At 63.9% G+C, this 16518-nt stretch carries 12 protein-coding genes; 9 read left to right on the top strand and 3 right to left on the bottom strand.

Translation table 11 applies throughout. The annotated features are described in order from the left end of the window. Positions 1-115: 115 nt before the first annotated feature. From IE071_RS07200 to IE071_RS07185, 4 genes are all read left to right on the top strand, one after another. Positions 116-1792: a serine hydrolase gene (locus IE071_RS07200; protein ID WP_189440395.1), complete on the top strand. Its 1677-nt coding sequence runs from the start codon at positions 116-118 to the stop codon at positions 1790-1792. 93 nt (positions 1793-1885) lie between these two features. Further along, the gene (locus IE071_RS07195; protein WP_189440394.1) at positions 1886-2623 is read left to right on the top strand and encodes a nuclear transport factor 2 family protein; all 738 of its coding nucleotides are present in this window, start codon (positions 1886-1888) and stop codon (positions 2621-2623) included. Positions 2624-2700: 77 nt separating this feature from the next. After that, complete coding sequence (locus IE071_RS07190; RefSeq protein WP_189440393.1) at positions 2701-4338, top strand: alpha/beta hydrolase; 1638 nt, start codon at positions 2701-2703, stop codon at positions 4336-4338. A gap of 205 nt (positions 4339-4543) precedes the next feature. Continuing rightward, positions 4544-5044: a DUF3761 domain-containing protein gene (locus IE071_RS07185; protein ID WP_189440391.1), complete on the top strand. Its 501-nt coding sequence runs from the start codon at positions 4544-4546 to the stop codon at positions 5042-5044. A 59-nt stretch (positions 5045-5103) separates the two neighbouring features. Here the strand turns inward: IE071_RS07185 and IE071_RS07180 are convergent, their stop codons facing one another. Then, positions 5104-5532 (bottom strand): VOC family protein, encoded by a 429-nt coding sequence (locus tag IE071_RS07180; protein WP_189440390.1) that lies wholly within the window; start codon positions 5530-5532, stop codon positions 5104-5106. Between the two features lie 38 nt (positions 5533-5570). Then, positions 5571-7982 carry a DUF3772 domain-containing protein gene (locus IE071_RS07175; RefSeq protein WP_189440389.1) on the bottom strand — a complete coding sequence of 804 codons (2412 nt, stop codon included), beginning with the start codon at positions 7980-7982 and terminating at the stop codon, positions 5571-5573. 183 nt (positions 7983-8165) lie between these two features. On the opposite strand from IE071_RS07175, the gene IE071_RS07170 reads away from it, so the two are divergent. Together IE071_RS07170 and IE071_RS07165 are read left to right on the top strand one after the other, a co-directional pair. Beyond that, entirely contained in the window at positions 8166-10007 is a 1842-nt protein-coding gene (locus IE071_RS07170) for an ABC transporter ATP-binding protein (protein WP_189440939.1), read from the top strand. 97 nt (positions 10008-10104) lie between these two features. After that, on the top strand, positions 10105-10566 hold the full coding sequence (locus IE071_RS07165; protein ID WP_189440387.1) for a GNAT family N-acetyltransferase: 462 nt from the start codon (positions 10105-10107) through the stop codon (positions 10564-10566). A 21-nt stretch (positions 10567-10587) separates the two neighbouring features. Here the strand turns inward: IE071_RS07165 and pdxR are convergent, their stop codons facing one another. Then, positions 10588-12069 (bottom strand): MocR-like pyridoxine biosynthesis transcription factor PdxR, encoded by a 1482-nt coding sequence (pdxR, locus tag IE071_RS07160; protein WP_189440386.1) that lies wholly within the window; start codon positions 12067-12069, stop codon positions 10588-10590. Positions 12070-12179: 110 nt separating this feature from the next. Here pdxR and IE071_RS07155 point away from each other — a divergent pair, with 110 nt between their 5' ends. The 3 genes from IE071_RS07155 to IE071_RS07145 all read left to right on the top strand — a co-directional run bounded on the left by IE071_RS07155 (position 12180) and on the right by IE071_RS07145 (position 16258). Next, a complete protein-coding gene (locus tag IE071_RS07155; protein ID WP_189440385.1) occupies positions 12180-13151 on the top strand; it encodes a transporter in 972 nt (323 codons plus the stop codon). A 96-nt stretch (positions 13152-13247) separates the two neighbouring features. Beyond that, positions 13248-13670: a MerR family transcriptional regulator gene (locus tag IE071_RS07150; RefSeq protein ID WP_189440384.1), complete on the top strand. Its 423-nt coding sequence runs from the start codon at positions 13248-13250 to the stop codon at positions 13668-13670. Continuing rightward, a complete protein-coding gene (locus IE071_RS07145) occupies positions 13670-16258 on the top strand; it encodes a heavy metal translocating P-type ATPase (protein WP_189440383.1) in 2589 nt (862 codons plus the stop codon). The genes IE071_RS07150 and IE071_RS07145 overlap by 1 nt, the downstream gene beginning before the upstream one ends. Positions 16259-16518: the final 260 nt, after the last annotated feature.

Below are 16518 nucleotides of genomic sequence, written 5' to 3'. Positions count from 1 at the left end.
ATCGGTGCTGACGCTAGACGAGTCGAGAGGCTGCGTTGCGGCCCATGACTTCCAGCGCTGGTCTTGCATCAGGTTTGCCGTGATAGTTGGGAAATTGCCACCAGCGGAGCCTGCGATGTCCCTGCGATTCTTTTCCCCGCGCCTGGCGGGTTGCTGTGCCCTGTTCGTCGTCGCCTCCGGCGCCTGGGCGCAGACACCCGTCGCGCAGCCATCGCCGCCACCGGTGTCGATACACGACACCGTGCAGCCGTTGCTGCCGGCACAGCTGCAGGATTTCGGCGCCTACGTCGACAACGCGCGCAAGACTTTCGACGTGCCCGGCATCGCGGTGGCGATCGTCAAGGACGGCCAGGTGGTGATGGAGCAGGGCTTCGGCCTGCGCGAGATCGGCAAGCCAGAGCCGGTCGACGCGCGCACGCTGTTCGCGATCGCGTCCAACACCAAGGCATTCACCGCCGCGGCGCTGCAACAGCTGGCCGAGCAGGGCAAGCTGAAGATGGACGATCGGGTGATCGATCACCTGCCGTGGTTTCGCATGTCCGATCCGTACGTGACGCACGAGATGCGCATCCGCGACCTGCTGGCGCATCGCAGCGGGCTCTCGCTGGGCGCGGGCGATCTGCTGTACTGGCCGCCGACCTCGTACAGCACGAAGGAAGTGGTTGAACGGCTGCGCGATGTGCCGATCAAGAACGGCTTCCGCAGCGGTTATGCCTACGACAACATCCTGTTCGCGGTGGCCACGCTGGTGATCGAGCAGGCGTCTGGCCAGAGCTACGCCGACTACGTGCGCGACCACATTTTCAAGCCGGTCGGCATGGACGAATCGCTGATCGACATGACCTTCCTCAAGCCCGGCATGGATGTGGCGATGGGCCACGCCAAATCCGACTTCAAGGATCTCAAGCCGGTGCCGCCGATGGCGTGGCTCAACGATCCCGGCGCCGGCGGCATCTACGCCAGCGTGCATGACCTGGCCAAGTGGATGAACGTGCAGCTGGCCGGCGGCGCTTTGCCGACGAAGGGCACGGACGGCAAGCCGGCACGGCTGTTTTCCGAGGACAGCCAGCGCGAGATGTGGAGCATGCTGACCCCGATCAAGATCGGCAAACCGCCGATTCCGGAACTGGCGCCGCTGACTCCGCACTTCTACGGCTACGGCGAAAGCTGGTTCCTGTCCGACTACCGCAACCAGCGGCTGGTCTGGCACACCGGCGGCTGGCCGGGCATGGTTTCGCGGGTGACCCTGGTGCCGGAATTGCATCTGGGCGTGGTGGTGCTGACCAATGCCGAATCCGGCGCTGCGTTCAACGCAGTGACCTATCGCGCGCTCGATGCCTACCTCAATCCGGAGCAGAAGACCGACTGGGTCGCGGTCTACGACAAGGCGGTCAAGAAAGCCGAAGCGAACTCCGACGACAGCTACGCCAAGCACGCGGCGGCGCGTAACAAGAACAACAAGCCGTCATTGCCGCTGGCGAAATATGCCGGCACTTACCGCGATCCGTGGTACGGCGATGTCATCGTCAGCAACGAGAACGGCAAGCTGCGCCTGCGCTTCTCCAAGACCGCGCAGCTGGTCGGCACCATGACGCCGTGGCAGAACGACACCTTCACCGTGCGCTGGGACGACCGCTCGCTCAACGCCGACGCGTTCGTGACCTTCACGCTGGATATGGACGGCCATATCACCGAGGCACGCATGCAGCCGATCTCGCCACTGACCGACTTCAGTTTCGACTTCCAGGATCTGCGGTTGGCTCCGCTCAAGTCAGTTGCCGGGGAAGAGTGACGATGGCGGGGCTGCCGCCGGTTGTCAGGTAACCAGCAAGTTTGTCCGCGATTCGGTGTGGTGATTTCACTATCAATGGCAGGGAGAGTGTTCATGTCGTGTCATCGAACGGTTCCGAAAGTCGTGCTGTTGGCGTTGCTGGTTGTGTGCCTGCCTGCGTTTGCCGCCACCGAGGATGTTGCCGCGCTGATCAAGCGGCAGTCGCAGGAGTTCTCCGATGCTTCGGCCAGCGGCGACGCGGCCGTGCTCGATCGCTATCTCGATGATCGGGTGACCTTCATGATCGAGGACGGCAGCGTGGTCACCAAGCACGACATTCTCGCCAGCGCGGGGCCTTCGCCCAAGGGCATCTCGAACCATCTCGTGCAGGCCGACTTCCACGTCCAGGTCTATGGTCCGGTGGCAGTTACCAGTTTCACGGACCAGTCCACCGTGCACGCACATGGACAGATATCGCATGCCACCTACCGCTCGACCGAGGTATGGCAGCAGGAGGCGAGTGGCTGGCGCATGATCTCGAGCCAGACCACCGCCGTGCCGCAGGATCCGCCAGCAGCGACGTTGCCGGTCAAGCTGCTGAATGAGTATGCGGGCACCTACAAGGCCGGCACCGACGTCACCTTCGTGATCGCCCGTCATGGTGACGAGCTCACGGGGATGGTGAACGGCGGCAAGCCCTACGCGATCAAGGTGGAGCTCAAGGATGTGCTGTTCACGCCGGGCCAGCCGCGGCTGCGGCGGCTGGTGCAGCGCGATGCCGGTGGCAAGGTCATCGGCATCATCACCCGGCGCGATGGCCTTGATGCGTTGGTGCTGAAGCGGACAAGCTGAGCTGCGAAAAAAACGGTGCATGATCGCTGAAGCGGTTTGTGCGCGCTGGAACACTCGATCATAGAAGGGGATTCGTGATGCATCGTTGTCGTCATATTGTCGCCAGCTTGCTGTGCCTGGGACTGCTGTCCGGCGTTGCCCTTGCACGTCAGGATGCGCCAGTTGTTCCCGCGCATCGCCTCTTCCATATTCAACTCGGTGCCGCCAGCGCACAGCCTGCTTCGGGCCGGCTACTGCTGTTCGCCACTGACGCCAAGGCAGCGATCGCTGCAGCGAAGGACGGCAAGGTCGACGAGGTGGACACCAGCCCGTTCAGTCCCGAACAGACCTCGGTGGCCGCGCGTGAAGTGAGTCGTCTGGCACCGGGGCAGGGCGTGGATATCGATGCGGATACGCTGGCGTTTCCGGCCGGCTACTCGCAACTGCCGCCAGGCGATTACCTGGTACAGGCTGTGCTCGATGTCGATCACAGCTACAACTATTCCGGTCGCGGTGCCGGCGACCTGGTCAGCGACGTGGTCAAGGTGCATCTGCCTGCCGCGGACATGCCTGCGCTGACCCTGGTGAAGCAGCTGCCGGCGCGCGCACCGTGGACCTTTCCTTCGAGCGCGATGAGCGCCACTTCGATGAAATATCTCGACGAGGCCAAGGTCCACACGCAACCGATCGACTTCACTAGCCCGGCGCTCACCGCATTCTGGGGCCGACCGATTGCGATGCGCGGGTGGGTCGTGGCACCGCCCGGTTATGATGCAAAGGCCAGCACCACCTATCCGACGGTGTATTACACCCACGGCTACGGCGGCAGTGCCACCTCGCTGACGGCTGTGGCTGCGATGGTTTACGGAAAGATGGCGAGCAAGGCGATGCCGCCGATGATCTGGGTGCTGCTCGATGAGTCGAGCCCCACCGGCACGCACGAGTTTGTCGACTCGGTCAACAACGGTCCGTGGGGTCAGGCGCTCACCACGGAACTGATTCCGCAGCTGGAAGCCACCTACCGCATGGACGGCAGGCCGAATGGCCGATTCCTCAATGGTCATTCCTCCGGCGGCTGGGCCACGTTGTGGTTGCAGATGCGTTATCCGAAAATTTTCGGCGGCACCTGGTCGACCTCGCCCGATCCCAGCGACTTCCACGATTTCACCGGTGTGGATCTGTATGCGTCCAACGCAAACGTCTACCACCGACCGGACGGTTCGGCCTATCCGCTGGTGCGCGACAAGGGCAAGGTGATTGCCAGCTTCGAGACGTTCGCCAGGCTTGAACGCGTGCTGGGCGAATACGGTGGCCAGATGGCCTCGTTCGACTGGGTGTTCTCGCCGCGTGGCGCGGACGGTCGGCCGGTGCCGATGTTCAATCGCGATACTGGCGCGGTCGATCCGGCGGTGGTCGCCTATTGGCGTGACCACTACGACATCGCGCATTTGCTGCAGGCGAACTGGCCGCAGTTGAAACCCGATCTCGACGGCAAGATCCATGTGGCCGTGGGCACCGCCGACACGTTCTATCTGGACGGTGCGGCACACAGGTTGAAGGCGGTGCTGGACAGCCTGCACGCCAAGGCCGACTTCCGTTTCCGGCCCGATCGCACCCACTTCGACCTGTACGTCGAGGGCAAGGATCGTCAGGGTCTGCTCAATCAATTCAGCTGGGAGATGTATGCGGTGGCGCGGCCGGACTCCAAACTCAAGCCAGCCGCCGCTGCGCCGTAACGGCGAGGGTGTGGCAAGACGCAGGATGCCGGATGGCATTGTCCGGGGCTGATTCGCAAGTTCATTCGAAACAGCCGGCTAGTGGATGAATGTTGTACAGCCGTTGTGTTCTACGGTCATGGTTTTGCGGCATAGTCGCGTTGCAGGCACCGTCGTTGCGCGTGCTTGGGAGTGTCGCCGCGAAATCACCTTGGAGGGAGTCCGAATGAAATCGTCAAATCTGATGGTCATTGCATTGGCTTGTCTGTTGGCCGTACCGGCCGTTTATGCACAACAGGCGTCCGCACCCGCCGGTTCCACCGGCCAGTGCAAGGACGGCAGCTATTCCAGTCAGGCCACCAAGAAGGGTGCGTGCAAGGGTCACAAGGGTGTGAAGGAATGGTACGCCGCCGCCGGTGCGGCAGCTGCCGCTGCAGCACCCGCCGCAGCCGCTGCACCAGCTGCACCTGCGGCAGCAGCACCTGCCGCTGCTCCGGCTGCACCGGCCGCGAACAACGCCATGAAGTCCCACGCGATGCCGGCACCGGCCGCGGCGGCTGCTCCGGGCGGTGGCGCAGGCATGGTCTGGGTCAACGACAGCAGCAAGGTCTACCACTGCCCGAGCGACAAGTGGTACGGCAAGACCAAGCACGGCGAGTACATGAGCGAGGCTGACGCCAAGGCCAAGGGCAACCATGCAGAGCATGGCAAGGCCTGTACGCCGTAACGCCGAGCCGCCGTTTGCTCAAGCAGAAGGCCGGCGCAAGCCGGCCTTCTTTTATGGGGTTACTCAGGTTGCCACGGATCGTAGCTGCCGAAATACCACAGGTGGCCTTCCGGGTCGTGGCAACTGTAGCCAGCACCGCCGTATGCCTTCTCGGCATAGTCGTCGACGATCACTGCACCGGCGGCCTTGGCCTGCTGGTAGTGCGACTTGCAGTTGGCGACGATCACGCAGGCGCACTGCGTTTCACGGCCGCCGATCTCATCGGGCTGGGCGATGTGCCGGCCGAACTCGTTGTCACGCACTTCGCCGAGCATGACCATGCCGTTGCCCCAGGTCAGCTGGGCGTGCTCCACGCCGCCTTGCTCGTTTTCGTACACGGCATTCTTGGTGAAGCCGAATGCCTTGCACAGCCAGTCGATCGCGGCATGCGCGTCGCGGTAACGCAGGCAGGGAATGATGGTGCTGCCGGTTTGGTTGGATGCAGACATGTGGCTGACTCCATGGGTGGGATGTTGCTGATGCCGGATCAATCCCGATCGTCATGGTCATCGGCAACCGGCGGCAACCGGCGCAGCACCATGCTCTGCGGGCTCGTCATCGGCAGCTTGGCACTGCGCAGGCGTTCGAGGGTCTCGAACAGCAGGTCGCTCTTCACGCCGCTGACCTCGCGCGGACTGTTGACGTAGGCCGTACAGCTGAACAGCATCGAGCCACCATCGAGATTGTCCAGCTGCACGCTCGGTGCCGGCGTGCTGAGCGTGCCCGGGTGCGCCCGAAGCACCTCCAGGATCAGCTCGCGTGCCTTGCTCGCGTCGGTGTCCAGCGGCATCGGTAGTTTGATCTGCACGCGGCCCTGGGCATTGGCCAGGGTCACATTGCGCACGTTCTGCGTGATGAACTGCGAGTTCGGCACGATCATGGTGGAGCGGTCGCTCATCTGGATCTCGGTGGCGCGCACGTTGATGCGGCGGATGTCGCCCTCGACGCCGCCGATGGCGACCCAGTCGCCCACCTTCACCGGTCGTTCGGCCAGCAGGATCAAACCGGAGATGAAGTTCTGCACGATCGCCTGCAAGCCGAAGCCGATACCGACCGAGAGCGCGCTGGCCATCCAGGCGATGCCCTGCAGGTCGACCTTCAACGCGACCAGCGCCAGCACGAACACCAGCACGCCGCCGACATAGCCGAGCAGGGTCAGCATCGAGTTCTGCATGCCGAGGTCGAGTGAGGTCTTCGGCAGCAGCTGGTTGCTCAGCCAGCGCTTGATCACGCGCAGCACGATCAGACCGAGCACGAATACCAGCACGGCATCGAAGATGTTGCTGGGCACGATCTTGAGCGAGCCAAACGAGCCACCGGACAGCAGCGTGCCGATGCGTCCGGCGAGTTCCTGCGGGTCGGCACCGAATGGCGCCAGCACGATCGCCACCGCCAGGATCAACAGTACGGCGCGGGTGATGCCGGACAACAGGGTGCCAGTCTGTTCGAGCGCGCTGGGAGCCAGTCCGAAGCTGCTCTGCAGGCGCGTACCGCTGCGGCCCTCGGGGTCGAACACGGTGTCGAAGATGTCGTCGATCAGATGCATCAGCAAGTACAGCGCGGTGAGGATCACGCCGACCCACAACATCTGCCGCGCGATGAAGAAGGCAAAGGCGATATAGCCGGTGATCACGCCGAGCAGCACGATGCCGACACCAACGAACGCCGCCGCGACCACCAGGCCGATCCAGACCGGGCGCGGTGTCGTCAGTTCGCCAGCGGCCAGCGTGGCGCGCCGCGACTGGCCCAGCCGCATCAGCGCGCTTCCCACCAGCAGGCCGATCAATACGGCGAGCAGCCCGCGTGTTGTCACGGTGATCGCCAGGCTGGCGCCGATTGCATTGTTGATGCTTTCGATTACACCAAGCAGCAAGGCGGCGCCGCCGAGCAGCCACGGGAACGCGCGCAGTCGATGTGCGGCATCGTCGGACAGGTCGGACAGTCGCCAGGAAGGGCGCTTGCTGGAGAGCATCGCGCGACCAAGGCCGGTCATGAAGGCGGCGAAGGTCACCAGCCGCACCAGCCGCTTCGTCAGATCGTCCAGATCGTTATCCAGCAGATCGTTCCAGTTCAGCGCGAGATAGGCGGAACGCGCCGCCAAGCCGATCGCCAGGGTGTAGGCCAGCGTCAGCGCCACCGCCAGCGCACTGCGTCGCAGCCGACCCGTCGGCATATGTTGGGTGGTTACTCGCACCAGCATGCGCTCAATCAGCCAGCGTCCCACGCTGAGCAGCAAGATGGCCGTGATCAGGCACAGTACGAACGGCGTGCGGTTGGGTGGTTGCCAGGCCTGCCGAATGCTCGACAACGCATCACTGCCAAGCTGTTTCGCCCGATGCATGTCGTCGGGGAATGCCTTGGCCGGATCGACCCAGAATGCGCGACTGAACGGTGTCGCCGTGCGCGAGGTGAGCTGGGTCTGGAATTGGTCGCGTCGCAGCTCGGCGACGTGGGCGGCCAGCTGGGTGGCTTCGGTGCCCAACGAATTGGCCTGCTTGATCTGGCCTTCCAGGTCATTCTTGGCCTTGCTCAGCTGCTTGCGTTGCATGCTCAGCTGTGGCGATTCGGGCGGGGCGTCCTTGACCGGTGCGGGGCCGAGCACGTCGAGTCGTGCCTGCAGGCTGGCCGATTGCGGCGACAGCGTGGATGTCAGTTGTTCGGCCTGCTGCTGCACGTCCAGCGCGCGGTTGCGCAGGTCGCCCAGCGGCACATCGGTCTTCTTGGAATCCACCGCCGCCTTGATGTCGTCCAGCTGGGCGCGCAGCAAGGTCAGCGTCTGTGCCGGCGTGGGCGCCGCTGCCGCAGTCGGTGCCGTGGCATCCGGGGTGTCTTGCGCCAGGACGCTGCCGCAGGAAACCGTCAGCAACAGAATGAAGAGATAGCGGATCAGAGTAGGCATCCGGGCATGATCGGAGTGCGGATGCGAGCGGTCAATCATGCTGATCGGGTTTCGATGCTCGCGTTCAGTATTGAACTGCTCGCTCATGAGCGCCTGCGGCGCATGGCGAGATGCGAGTGTCAAAGCGCTCTGGCCGAGCTTCAAGCACAATAACGGTACACGCAAGCCCGGGAACACCTGATGATCTTCCGTTGGTTCGAATCCCTCATCGATGCGTTCAAGGACCCGGTCGACAGCATGCCGCCGAAGTCGGTGTGGCGCTTTTACGCGTTCTACCTGCGCCAGGTGTGGCCGGTGTTTGTTGCGGCGATCGTGGTGGGTTTTGCGGTGGCGATCGTCGAGGTGTCGCTGTTCGGTTTCATCGGCAGCATCGTCGACATGGCCAAGGGCGCGCCGGGTACGGCGTTCTTCCACGAGCATGGACGCACCCTGCTGTGGATGGGTTTCGTGGCGTTGATCGCGCGACCGGTGCTGGGCAGCCTGCACGATCTGCTGGTGAACCAGGCGATCGTGCCCAGCCTGACCAATCGCATCCGCTGGCAGAACCATCGCTATGTGATCCGCCAGAGCCTGGGCTTCTTCCAGAACGACTACGCCGGGCGCATCGCCAACCGCATCATGCAGACCGGTGGTTCGCTGCGCGCCTCGGCGGTGCAGATCGTCGACGCAATCTGGTACGTCACCATCTACACCGGCAGCGCCATCGTGCTGTTTGCCAAGGCGGATTTCTGGCTGGCCGCGCCGTTGGTCGCGTGGGTGTTCGCCTATGTCGGCCTGTTGGCGGTTTTCATTCCGCGCGTCAAGCAGCGCTCGTGGAAAGCCTCGGAGGCGCGCTCGAAACTGATGGGTCGCATCGTCGACGGTTACAGCAATGTGCTGACCCTGAAGTTGTTCGCGCATACCCATCGCGAGGAAGCCTATGTCGCCGACGCGATGGCCGAGCAGACCGACAAGTTGCGCTGGATGACTCGCGTCACCACCGCGATGGACGCCAGCATCACCTCGCTCAACGGCTTCCTGATCGTGGGCACCTCGGCGCTGGCGCTGTGGTTGTGGAGCGAGGGCCGGGTGACGGTAGGCGCGATCGCGTTGTCGACCGGACTGGTGATCCGCATCAACAACATGTCCGGCTGGATCATGTGGGTGGTCAACGGCATCTTCGAGGACGTCGGCACCGTGCAGGACGGCATCACCACGATCTCGCAACCGCGTGCGGTGCAGGATCGTGAGGGCGCGATGCCGTTGGAAGTAACCAACGGCGCGGTGCGTTTCGAGCACATCCACTTCCACTACGGCAAGCAGGGCGGCGTGATCGCCGGGCTCGACCTGGCCGTGCGCGCGGGCGAGAAGATCGGCGTGGTCGGTCCGTCCGGCGCCGGCAAGTCCACCCTGGTCAACGTGCTGCTGCGGCTGTACGACCTCGAAGATGGGCGCATTCTGATTGACGGCCAGGACGTCGCCAACGTCACCCAGGAAAGCCTGCGCTCGCAGATTGGCGTGGTCACCCAGGACACCTCGCTGCTGCACCGCTCGATTCGCGACAACCTGCTGTACGGCCGGCCCGATGCCAGTGAAGCGCAGATCCTCGAGGCCGTGCGCAAGGCACGCGCCGACGAATTCATTCCGCAACTGGTCGATGGCGAGGGCCGCATCGGCTACGAAGCACTCGTCGGCGAGCGCGGTGTGAAACTCAGCGGTGGCCAGCGCCAGCGCATCGCGATCGCCCGGGTGCTGCTGAAGGACGCGCCGATCCTGGTGCTTGACGAAGCCACCTCGGCACTCGACTCCGAGGCCGAAGCGGCGATCCAGGACAGCCTCGACATCCTGATGCAGGGCAAGACGGTGATCGCCATCGCGCACCGCCTGTCCACCATCGCCCGGATGGACCGGCTGGTGGTGCTGGACAAGGGCCACATCGTGGAAACCGGCACGCATGCCGAGCTGATCGCGCACGAGGGTTTGTATGCGCGCTTGTGGAAGCGGCAGACCGGTGGCTTCGTGGCGGCGGAAGACGCGCTAGTCTGACGGTGCAGTGTCGTCAGTCGTGTTGAGTCCCGGTGGCAGATAACCCAGCCTGTGCAGCTTCGCGGCGTTCTGTTCGTGACGGTCCCAAGGTGTTCTTGTGAATCATCAAATCGTGATACGACCGGTGCGACGTGAGGACTTTGCCGCCTGGAAAGTCCTCTGGGATGGTTACAACACCTTCTACGGTCGCAGCGGACCCACCGCGCTACCGGACGAAATCACGCAGACGACCTGGTCGCGCTTCTTCGATGCCGACGAACCGGTGCATGCCATCGTCGCCGAGCGTGCCGGCGAGCTGCTGGGGCTGGCGCACTTTCTCTATCACCGCAGCACCATACAGCTCGCCCCGAGCTGCTATATGCAGGACTTGTTCACGGTTGCAGCAGCCCGAGGCAAGGGCGTCGGTCGCGCGCTGATCAACGCCGTTTACGAACGTGCGGAGCAGGCGGGTTCACCGCGGGTCTATTGGCAAACCCATGAGACGAATGCAACGGCCATGCTGCTCTACGACCAGGTCGCCGAGAAGTCCGGCTTCATCGTGTACCGGAAGTCGCTATAGGACGCCTCACGCATCCTTTTATTAAATGCATGACTTGAGCTTGCGTATACCGTCCTGGATCTCGCGTACGCCGGCGCCGCCGTAACCGAGGATCAGGCCACCTCTGACGGGCGGATTCGCGTAGCAAGGTGACAGCGGCCTGACTGAAATGCCCAGGCCGGCCGCCTTTCGCGACACCGCCACGTCGTCGACGCCCGGTGGCAGCAAGGCCACCAGTTGCATTCCCGCTTCGGCGCCGATGACCTCGAGCTGGTCGCCCAGGTGTTTGCCGATAGCCACCAGCAGCGCCGTTCGTCGCTCCATATAGAGCGTTCGCATGCGGCGGATATGTCGCGCGAAATGTCCTTCGCGGATGAAATCGGTCATGACGACCTGGTACAGGGTGGCGCAGAACGTGTCGGTGGCATTGCGCGCATCGTAAAAGGCAGGCACCAGGTCTTTCGGAACCACCACGTAGCCCAAGCGCAAGGCAGGGAACACGACCTTGCTGAAGGTGCCGACATAGATGACTCGCCCATCCGTATCCAGCCCCTGCAACGACGTGATCGGCTGGCCGCCGAAACGGTACTCACTGTCGTAGTCGTCCTCGATGATCCATGCGCCGTTGCGCGTCGCCCAGTTCAGCAGCTGCATGCGCCGTGTGGCGCTCATCGTCATGCCCAAAGGGAACTGGTGCGACGGCGTGACGTAGGCGGCGTGCGCGCCGCGACTGTGGCGGATGCCTGCCATCACGTTCAGGCCCTCCTGATCGACAGGTACCGGAACAGGTTTCGCCCCGACCGTCATCAACGCCTGGCGCGCACCGGGATAGCCAGGCTCTTCGACCCAGACCCGCTCGCCCGGATCCAGCAACACATGGGCACAGATCTGCAGGCCTTGCTGCGAGCCGGTCGTCATCACGATCTGCGACGCATCGCAGCGGACGGCGCGCACGGTATTCAGATATTCCGCGATAGCCTCGCGCAGCGGCAGGTAGCCCATCGGATCGCCATAAACCATCATGTCGATGGCCGGCTTTCGTGCGTGCCGGTTCACCAGTTTCGACCACACGCCCATCGGAAAATGATCGAGCGCCGGTACGCCGATGCGAAACGCACCCTGGCTGTCCAGCCAGGTCGGCGCCGGCTCACGCATCGATGCCGATCGTCTGGAAATCTTGCGTGGCGCTGCATGGGCGGCGATCCGCAACGGCGCGCTGTGTGGTGTCGCGTCTGCCGACTTCAGGCCCGCATCGGGTATCGATCGCGCAATGCAGGTACCGGCGCCGACGAACGTCTCCAGATAGCCTTCGGCGTACAGCTGCTCGTACGCGCTCAGCACCGGTATGCGGGAGATCTTCAGTTCACTGGCGAGGCTTCTGCTTGACGGCACGCGCTGTCCCGATCGCAACCGGCCGTCGACGATTGCCCGCCGGAACCATTCGGACAGCTGGCGATGCATCGGTACGCCGCTGGCGGCATCGAGCGTGATCGGGGGCAGGAAGCTGGCAGGGATGCGCCGCATGCCGGTACTCCTCTAAGTGGCTATAGCGTATCTCGTCGAAGTGGTTATTTCAGCGAACCACTGCGTGACTTAGTTTCCTTGCATGCCGCATGGCCCGAGGAACGGAGCGAATGATGTCGTCACCCTGCAAGATTCCGTGGCGCCATGCGCGCCTCGCGTTCCTGATGTGCATGCTTGGCTGCCTGCTGCCGTCCGCTCCGGCATGGGCACAAACCGCTTCGCCCGCACCCATCCGCCAGTCGCAGGACGATGCCTGGTGGACGGGTCCGATGCTGGCGAATTCGGCGGGCACGCTGCCGCCCGGACATTTCCTGGTCGAGCCTTATCTGTACGACATCTCCAGCAAACATTCGGACAGCTACGGATCGCGCACCTACGTGCTGTATGGGCTCGCCAACCGCTTGACGGTCGGCGTGATCCCCGTGCTGGGCTACAACACGGTCAGCACCGGGCCGGACAGCTCGCACGTGGGCTTGGGCGACTGGACCTTGCTCGCCCAATACCAGCTCACCCAGTTCCACGAAGGCAGCTGGCTGCCGACGATCTCCGTGGAAGTGCAGGAGACGCTGCCGACAGGGAAATACGATCGTCTGGGCGATCGGCCTGCGGACGGTCTGGGCAGTGGTGCGTATACGACGACCTTGCAGCTCAACGCCCAGACATATGCCTGGTTGCCGAATGGCCGCATCCTGCGCATGCGGCTCAATCTGTCGCAATCCTTTTCCAGCCACGCGACCCTCGAAGATGTCAGCGTCTATGGCACGGACTCGGGATTTCGCGGAACGGCGAAACCGGGCAGCACCTTGTACGCCGGCTTGTCTTGGGAATACAGCCTGACCCGCAGCTGGGCGCTGGCACTGGATCTGACCTACAGCCACAACAGCAACACCCGAGTGACCGGCTACGCGCCGGAGGCGGTACGGCTGAGCTCCGGCTCCAGCACGGCGTTCGCTCTCGCACCGGCGATCGAATACAGCTGGAACCCCAACATGGGCGTACTGCTCGGAGTCCGCCTGATCCGGGGCGGCCACAACAGCACCGCCTCGACCGCCCCAGTTGTCGCGCTCAACATGGTGTTCTGAGCGATCCGGCGAGTGAGGGCGGATCCTGAACTTGCCGAGCCTTGACGGCCATCAGTGCTTGACTCTGGACCTAGATCATGGGTCTAGACTTGTCGCATGAACACACAAATCAGCTCACTTACCATCGGTGCCGTCGCCAAGCGCGTCGGCGTGGCGATCGACACGATCCGTTACTACGAGCGCGAGGGCCTGCTGCCTGAGCCGGTGCGGCGTGCCTCGGGCTATCGCAGTTATGGCGAGGGCACGGTCGCGCAGCTGCGCTTCATCCGTCGCGCCAAGGATCTGGGTTTCACGTTGGAGGAGATCCGTGAATTGCTGACGTTGTCAGCGGATCGACAGCGCGGGGTAAAGGCGGTGAAGCAGCGGGCGCAGCAGCGGCTGGCGGCGATCGAGCTGCGCATCACTGAACTGCAGCGCGTGCGCGATGGGCTGGCGCAGCTGGTCGAGTCCTGCCCGGGACATGGCAAGCCAGAGGAATGCCCGATCCTGCGCGCGCTGAGCGATGAGGCGGTGTCGTGATGGACGAGCGCGCCTCCTGCTGCCAAGGCAACGACAAAATGCAGGGTGCGATGGCGACTGATCCGGTCTGCGGCATGCAGGTGAATACGGCCACGTCGAAACATCAGGCCACGCACGATGGGCAGGTGTTCCATTTCTGTTGCGCCGGTTGCAAGGTGAAGTTCGAGGCGACACCGGCGACATATCTGAGCGTATCGGGCTTGGAGGTGGCATCGGCAGGCTGCTGTGCCGCGAAGCCTGCGGCGGCCCACGATCATGCGCACGTTCATCTCGATCATCCGCATCACGACCACACGCACACAGTGAAGGATCCGGTTTGCGGCATGACGGTGGACCCGCATACCACGCAGCATCACGCCGAACACGACGGTCGTGCGTACCACTTCTGTTCCGCACGTTGCCGCGAGAAGTTCGTGGCCGAGCCGTCTGCTTATCTGGAAGGTCGCGTGACTCCGCCTGTAGCAGAGCCCGGCGCGATCTACACCTGTCCGATGCACCCTGAAGTGCAGCAGCTCGGCCCCGGTGATTGCCCGAAGTGCGGCATGGCGCTGGAGCCGATGATGCCGAGCCTGGATGAGGACGACGGTGGTGAGCTGTCGTCGATGACGCGGCGTTTCTGGACGCTGCTGACGTTGACGCTGCCGGTGTTCGTGCTGGCGATGGGGCCGCATCTGTTTGGCTGGCATCTGCCGATGCCGTGGGACGGCATGGCTGGTTGGGTCGAGGCCTTGCTGGCAACGGTCGTGGTCCTGTGGGGCGGCCTGCCGTTCTTCGCGCGCGGCTGGCGTTCGTTGCATCCATGGCATCCGAACATGTACACGCTGATCGCACTGGGTACCGGCGTGGCTTGGCTATACAGCGCGGTGGCGTTCGTGTTGCCGGGGATCTTCCCGCCAGGCTTCCGCGACATGCACGGCAACGTCGCGGTGTATTTCGAATCGGCGGCGGTGATCGTCACCCTGGTCACGCTGGGCGATTTCCTGGAGCTGCGCGCGCGTCGCCGTACCGGTGCGGCATTGAAAGCGTTGTTAGGCCTGGCACCGAAGACCGCGTGGCGGATTGCCGCCGACGGCAGCGAAGCTGATGTGCCGCTGGATCAAGTGCATGCTGGCGACGTGTTGCGCGTGCGCCCCGGCGAGAAGGTGCCGGTCGATGGCGTGGTGCTGGATGGCGAGAGTCATGTCGACGAGTCGATGCTCACCGGCGAGCCGATGCCGGTGGCCAAGGCGAAGGACGATGCGCTCACCGGAGGCACGGTGAATCAGGACGGCGCGCTGACCATGCATGCGCAGAAGGTTGGCGGCGCGACCATGCTGGCGCAGATCGTGGCGCTGGTGGCACAGGCGCAACGCAGCAAGGCGCCGCTGCAGCGCGTAGCCGATCGGGTGGCGGCGTGGTTCGTGCCGACGGTGGTGGCGATCGCGCTGCTGGCGTTTGCGCTATGGGCACTGCTGGGACCGTCGCCGCAGTTTACGCACGCGTTGATCGCGGCGGTGTCGGTGCTGATCATCGCCTGTCCGTGTGCGCTGGGCCTGGCCACGCCGATCTCGATCATGGTCGCCAGTGGTCGTGGCGCGCAGAACGGCGTGCTGTTCAAGGATGCCAGTGCGATTGAGGCCATGCGCGGGATAGACACGCTGGTGGTGGACAAGACCGGCACGCTGACCATGGGCAAGCCGGCGCTGACCGAGCTGATAAGCCTCGATGGCCAACCACGCGAGCATCTGCTGGCGCTGGCTGCTGCGCTGGAGCGGCCGAGTGAACATCCGCTGGCGCGAGCGATCGTGATCGCGGCGGTAGCAGAGCGTGTGCCGATGCTGGCGGCCACGGGCTTCCGTTCGTTGACCGGTCGTGGTGTCAGCGCAACGGTGAATGGCAGCATCGTGGCACTGGGCAATCCGAAGCTGATGGAGGAATCGCACGTTGCGATCAACGACGATGCGAGTGCACGCGCCGAACAACGGCGCGGGCAGGGTGCCACCGTGATGTTCCTGGCCATCGATGGCGCGCTCGCTGCGTTGCTGGTGGTGGCCGACCGGATCAAACCTGACACGCCGGCGGCGCTCAAGGCGCTGCACGCGGCTGGTTTGCGCATCGTGATGCTGACCGGCGACAACGCCACCACTGCGCAAGCGGTGGCGCGCGAGCTGGGCATCGACGAGGTGCATGCGGATGTGTCGCCGGCTGACAAGGCTGCGGTGGTGAATGCCTTGCGTGCCGCAGGTCGCCGCGTGGCGATGGCCGGCGATGGCATCAACGACGCGCCCGCACTGGCCGCGGCCGACATCGGCATCGCGATGGGCAGCGGCACCGACGTGGCGATGGAAAGCGCGCAGGTGACCCTGGTGAAAGGCGAGCTGGGTGCGATCGTGCGCGCACGCAAGCTGTCGCAGGCGACGGTGCGCAATATCCGCCAGAACCTGTTCTTCGCCTTCGTCTACAACGCGGTTGGCGTGCCGCTGGCGGCGGGTGCGCTGTATCCGTGGTTTGGCATCACGCTATCGCCAATGATCGCCGCGCTGGCGATGAGCCTGAGTTCGGTGTCGGTGGTGAGCAATGCGCTGCGGTTGCGGCATGCGCGGTTGTGAGACGACTGCACTGGTGACGATTGTCACCGGCGATGCTTGACGACTGCCTCTGCTTTCGTTGGCGCCATCGAAGGATCATTTCTCCCACACCAAGACGGTGCAGGGAGAACTGACATAAATACCTTCATCAAGTACGCGGCCATGGAAAAGTACATGCCGGCGTTGCTCGCCACGTTGACCACCGCTTCGATCGTGTTCGGCTTCTGCTGGTCGCTGTATGCCAGTGCGTCGTTGCACGGTTGAGCACGGATCCGCACAGC

The sequence above is a fragment of the Rhodanobacter panaciterrae genome (assembly GCF_014651895.1).
GTDB classification, from domain to species: Bacteria; Pseudomonadota; Gammaproteobacteria; order Xanthomonadales; family Rhodanobacteraceae; genus Rhodanobacter; species Rhodanobacter panaciterrae.
The sequence above is the reverse complement of the archived record's forward strand: the minus strand, read 5'-3'. Positions and strand labels throughout refer to the sequence as shown.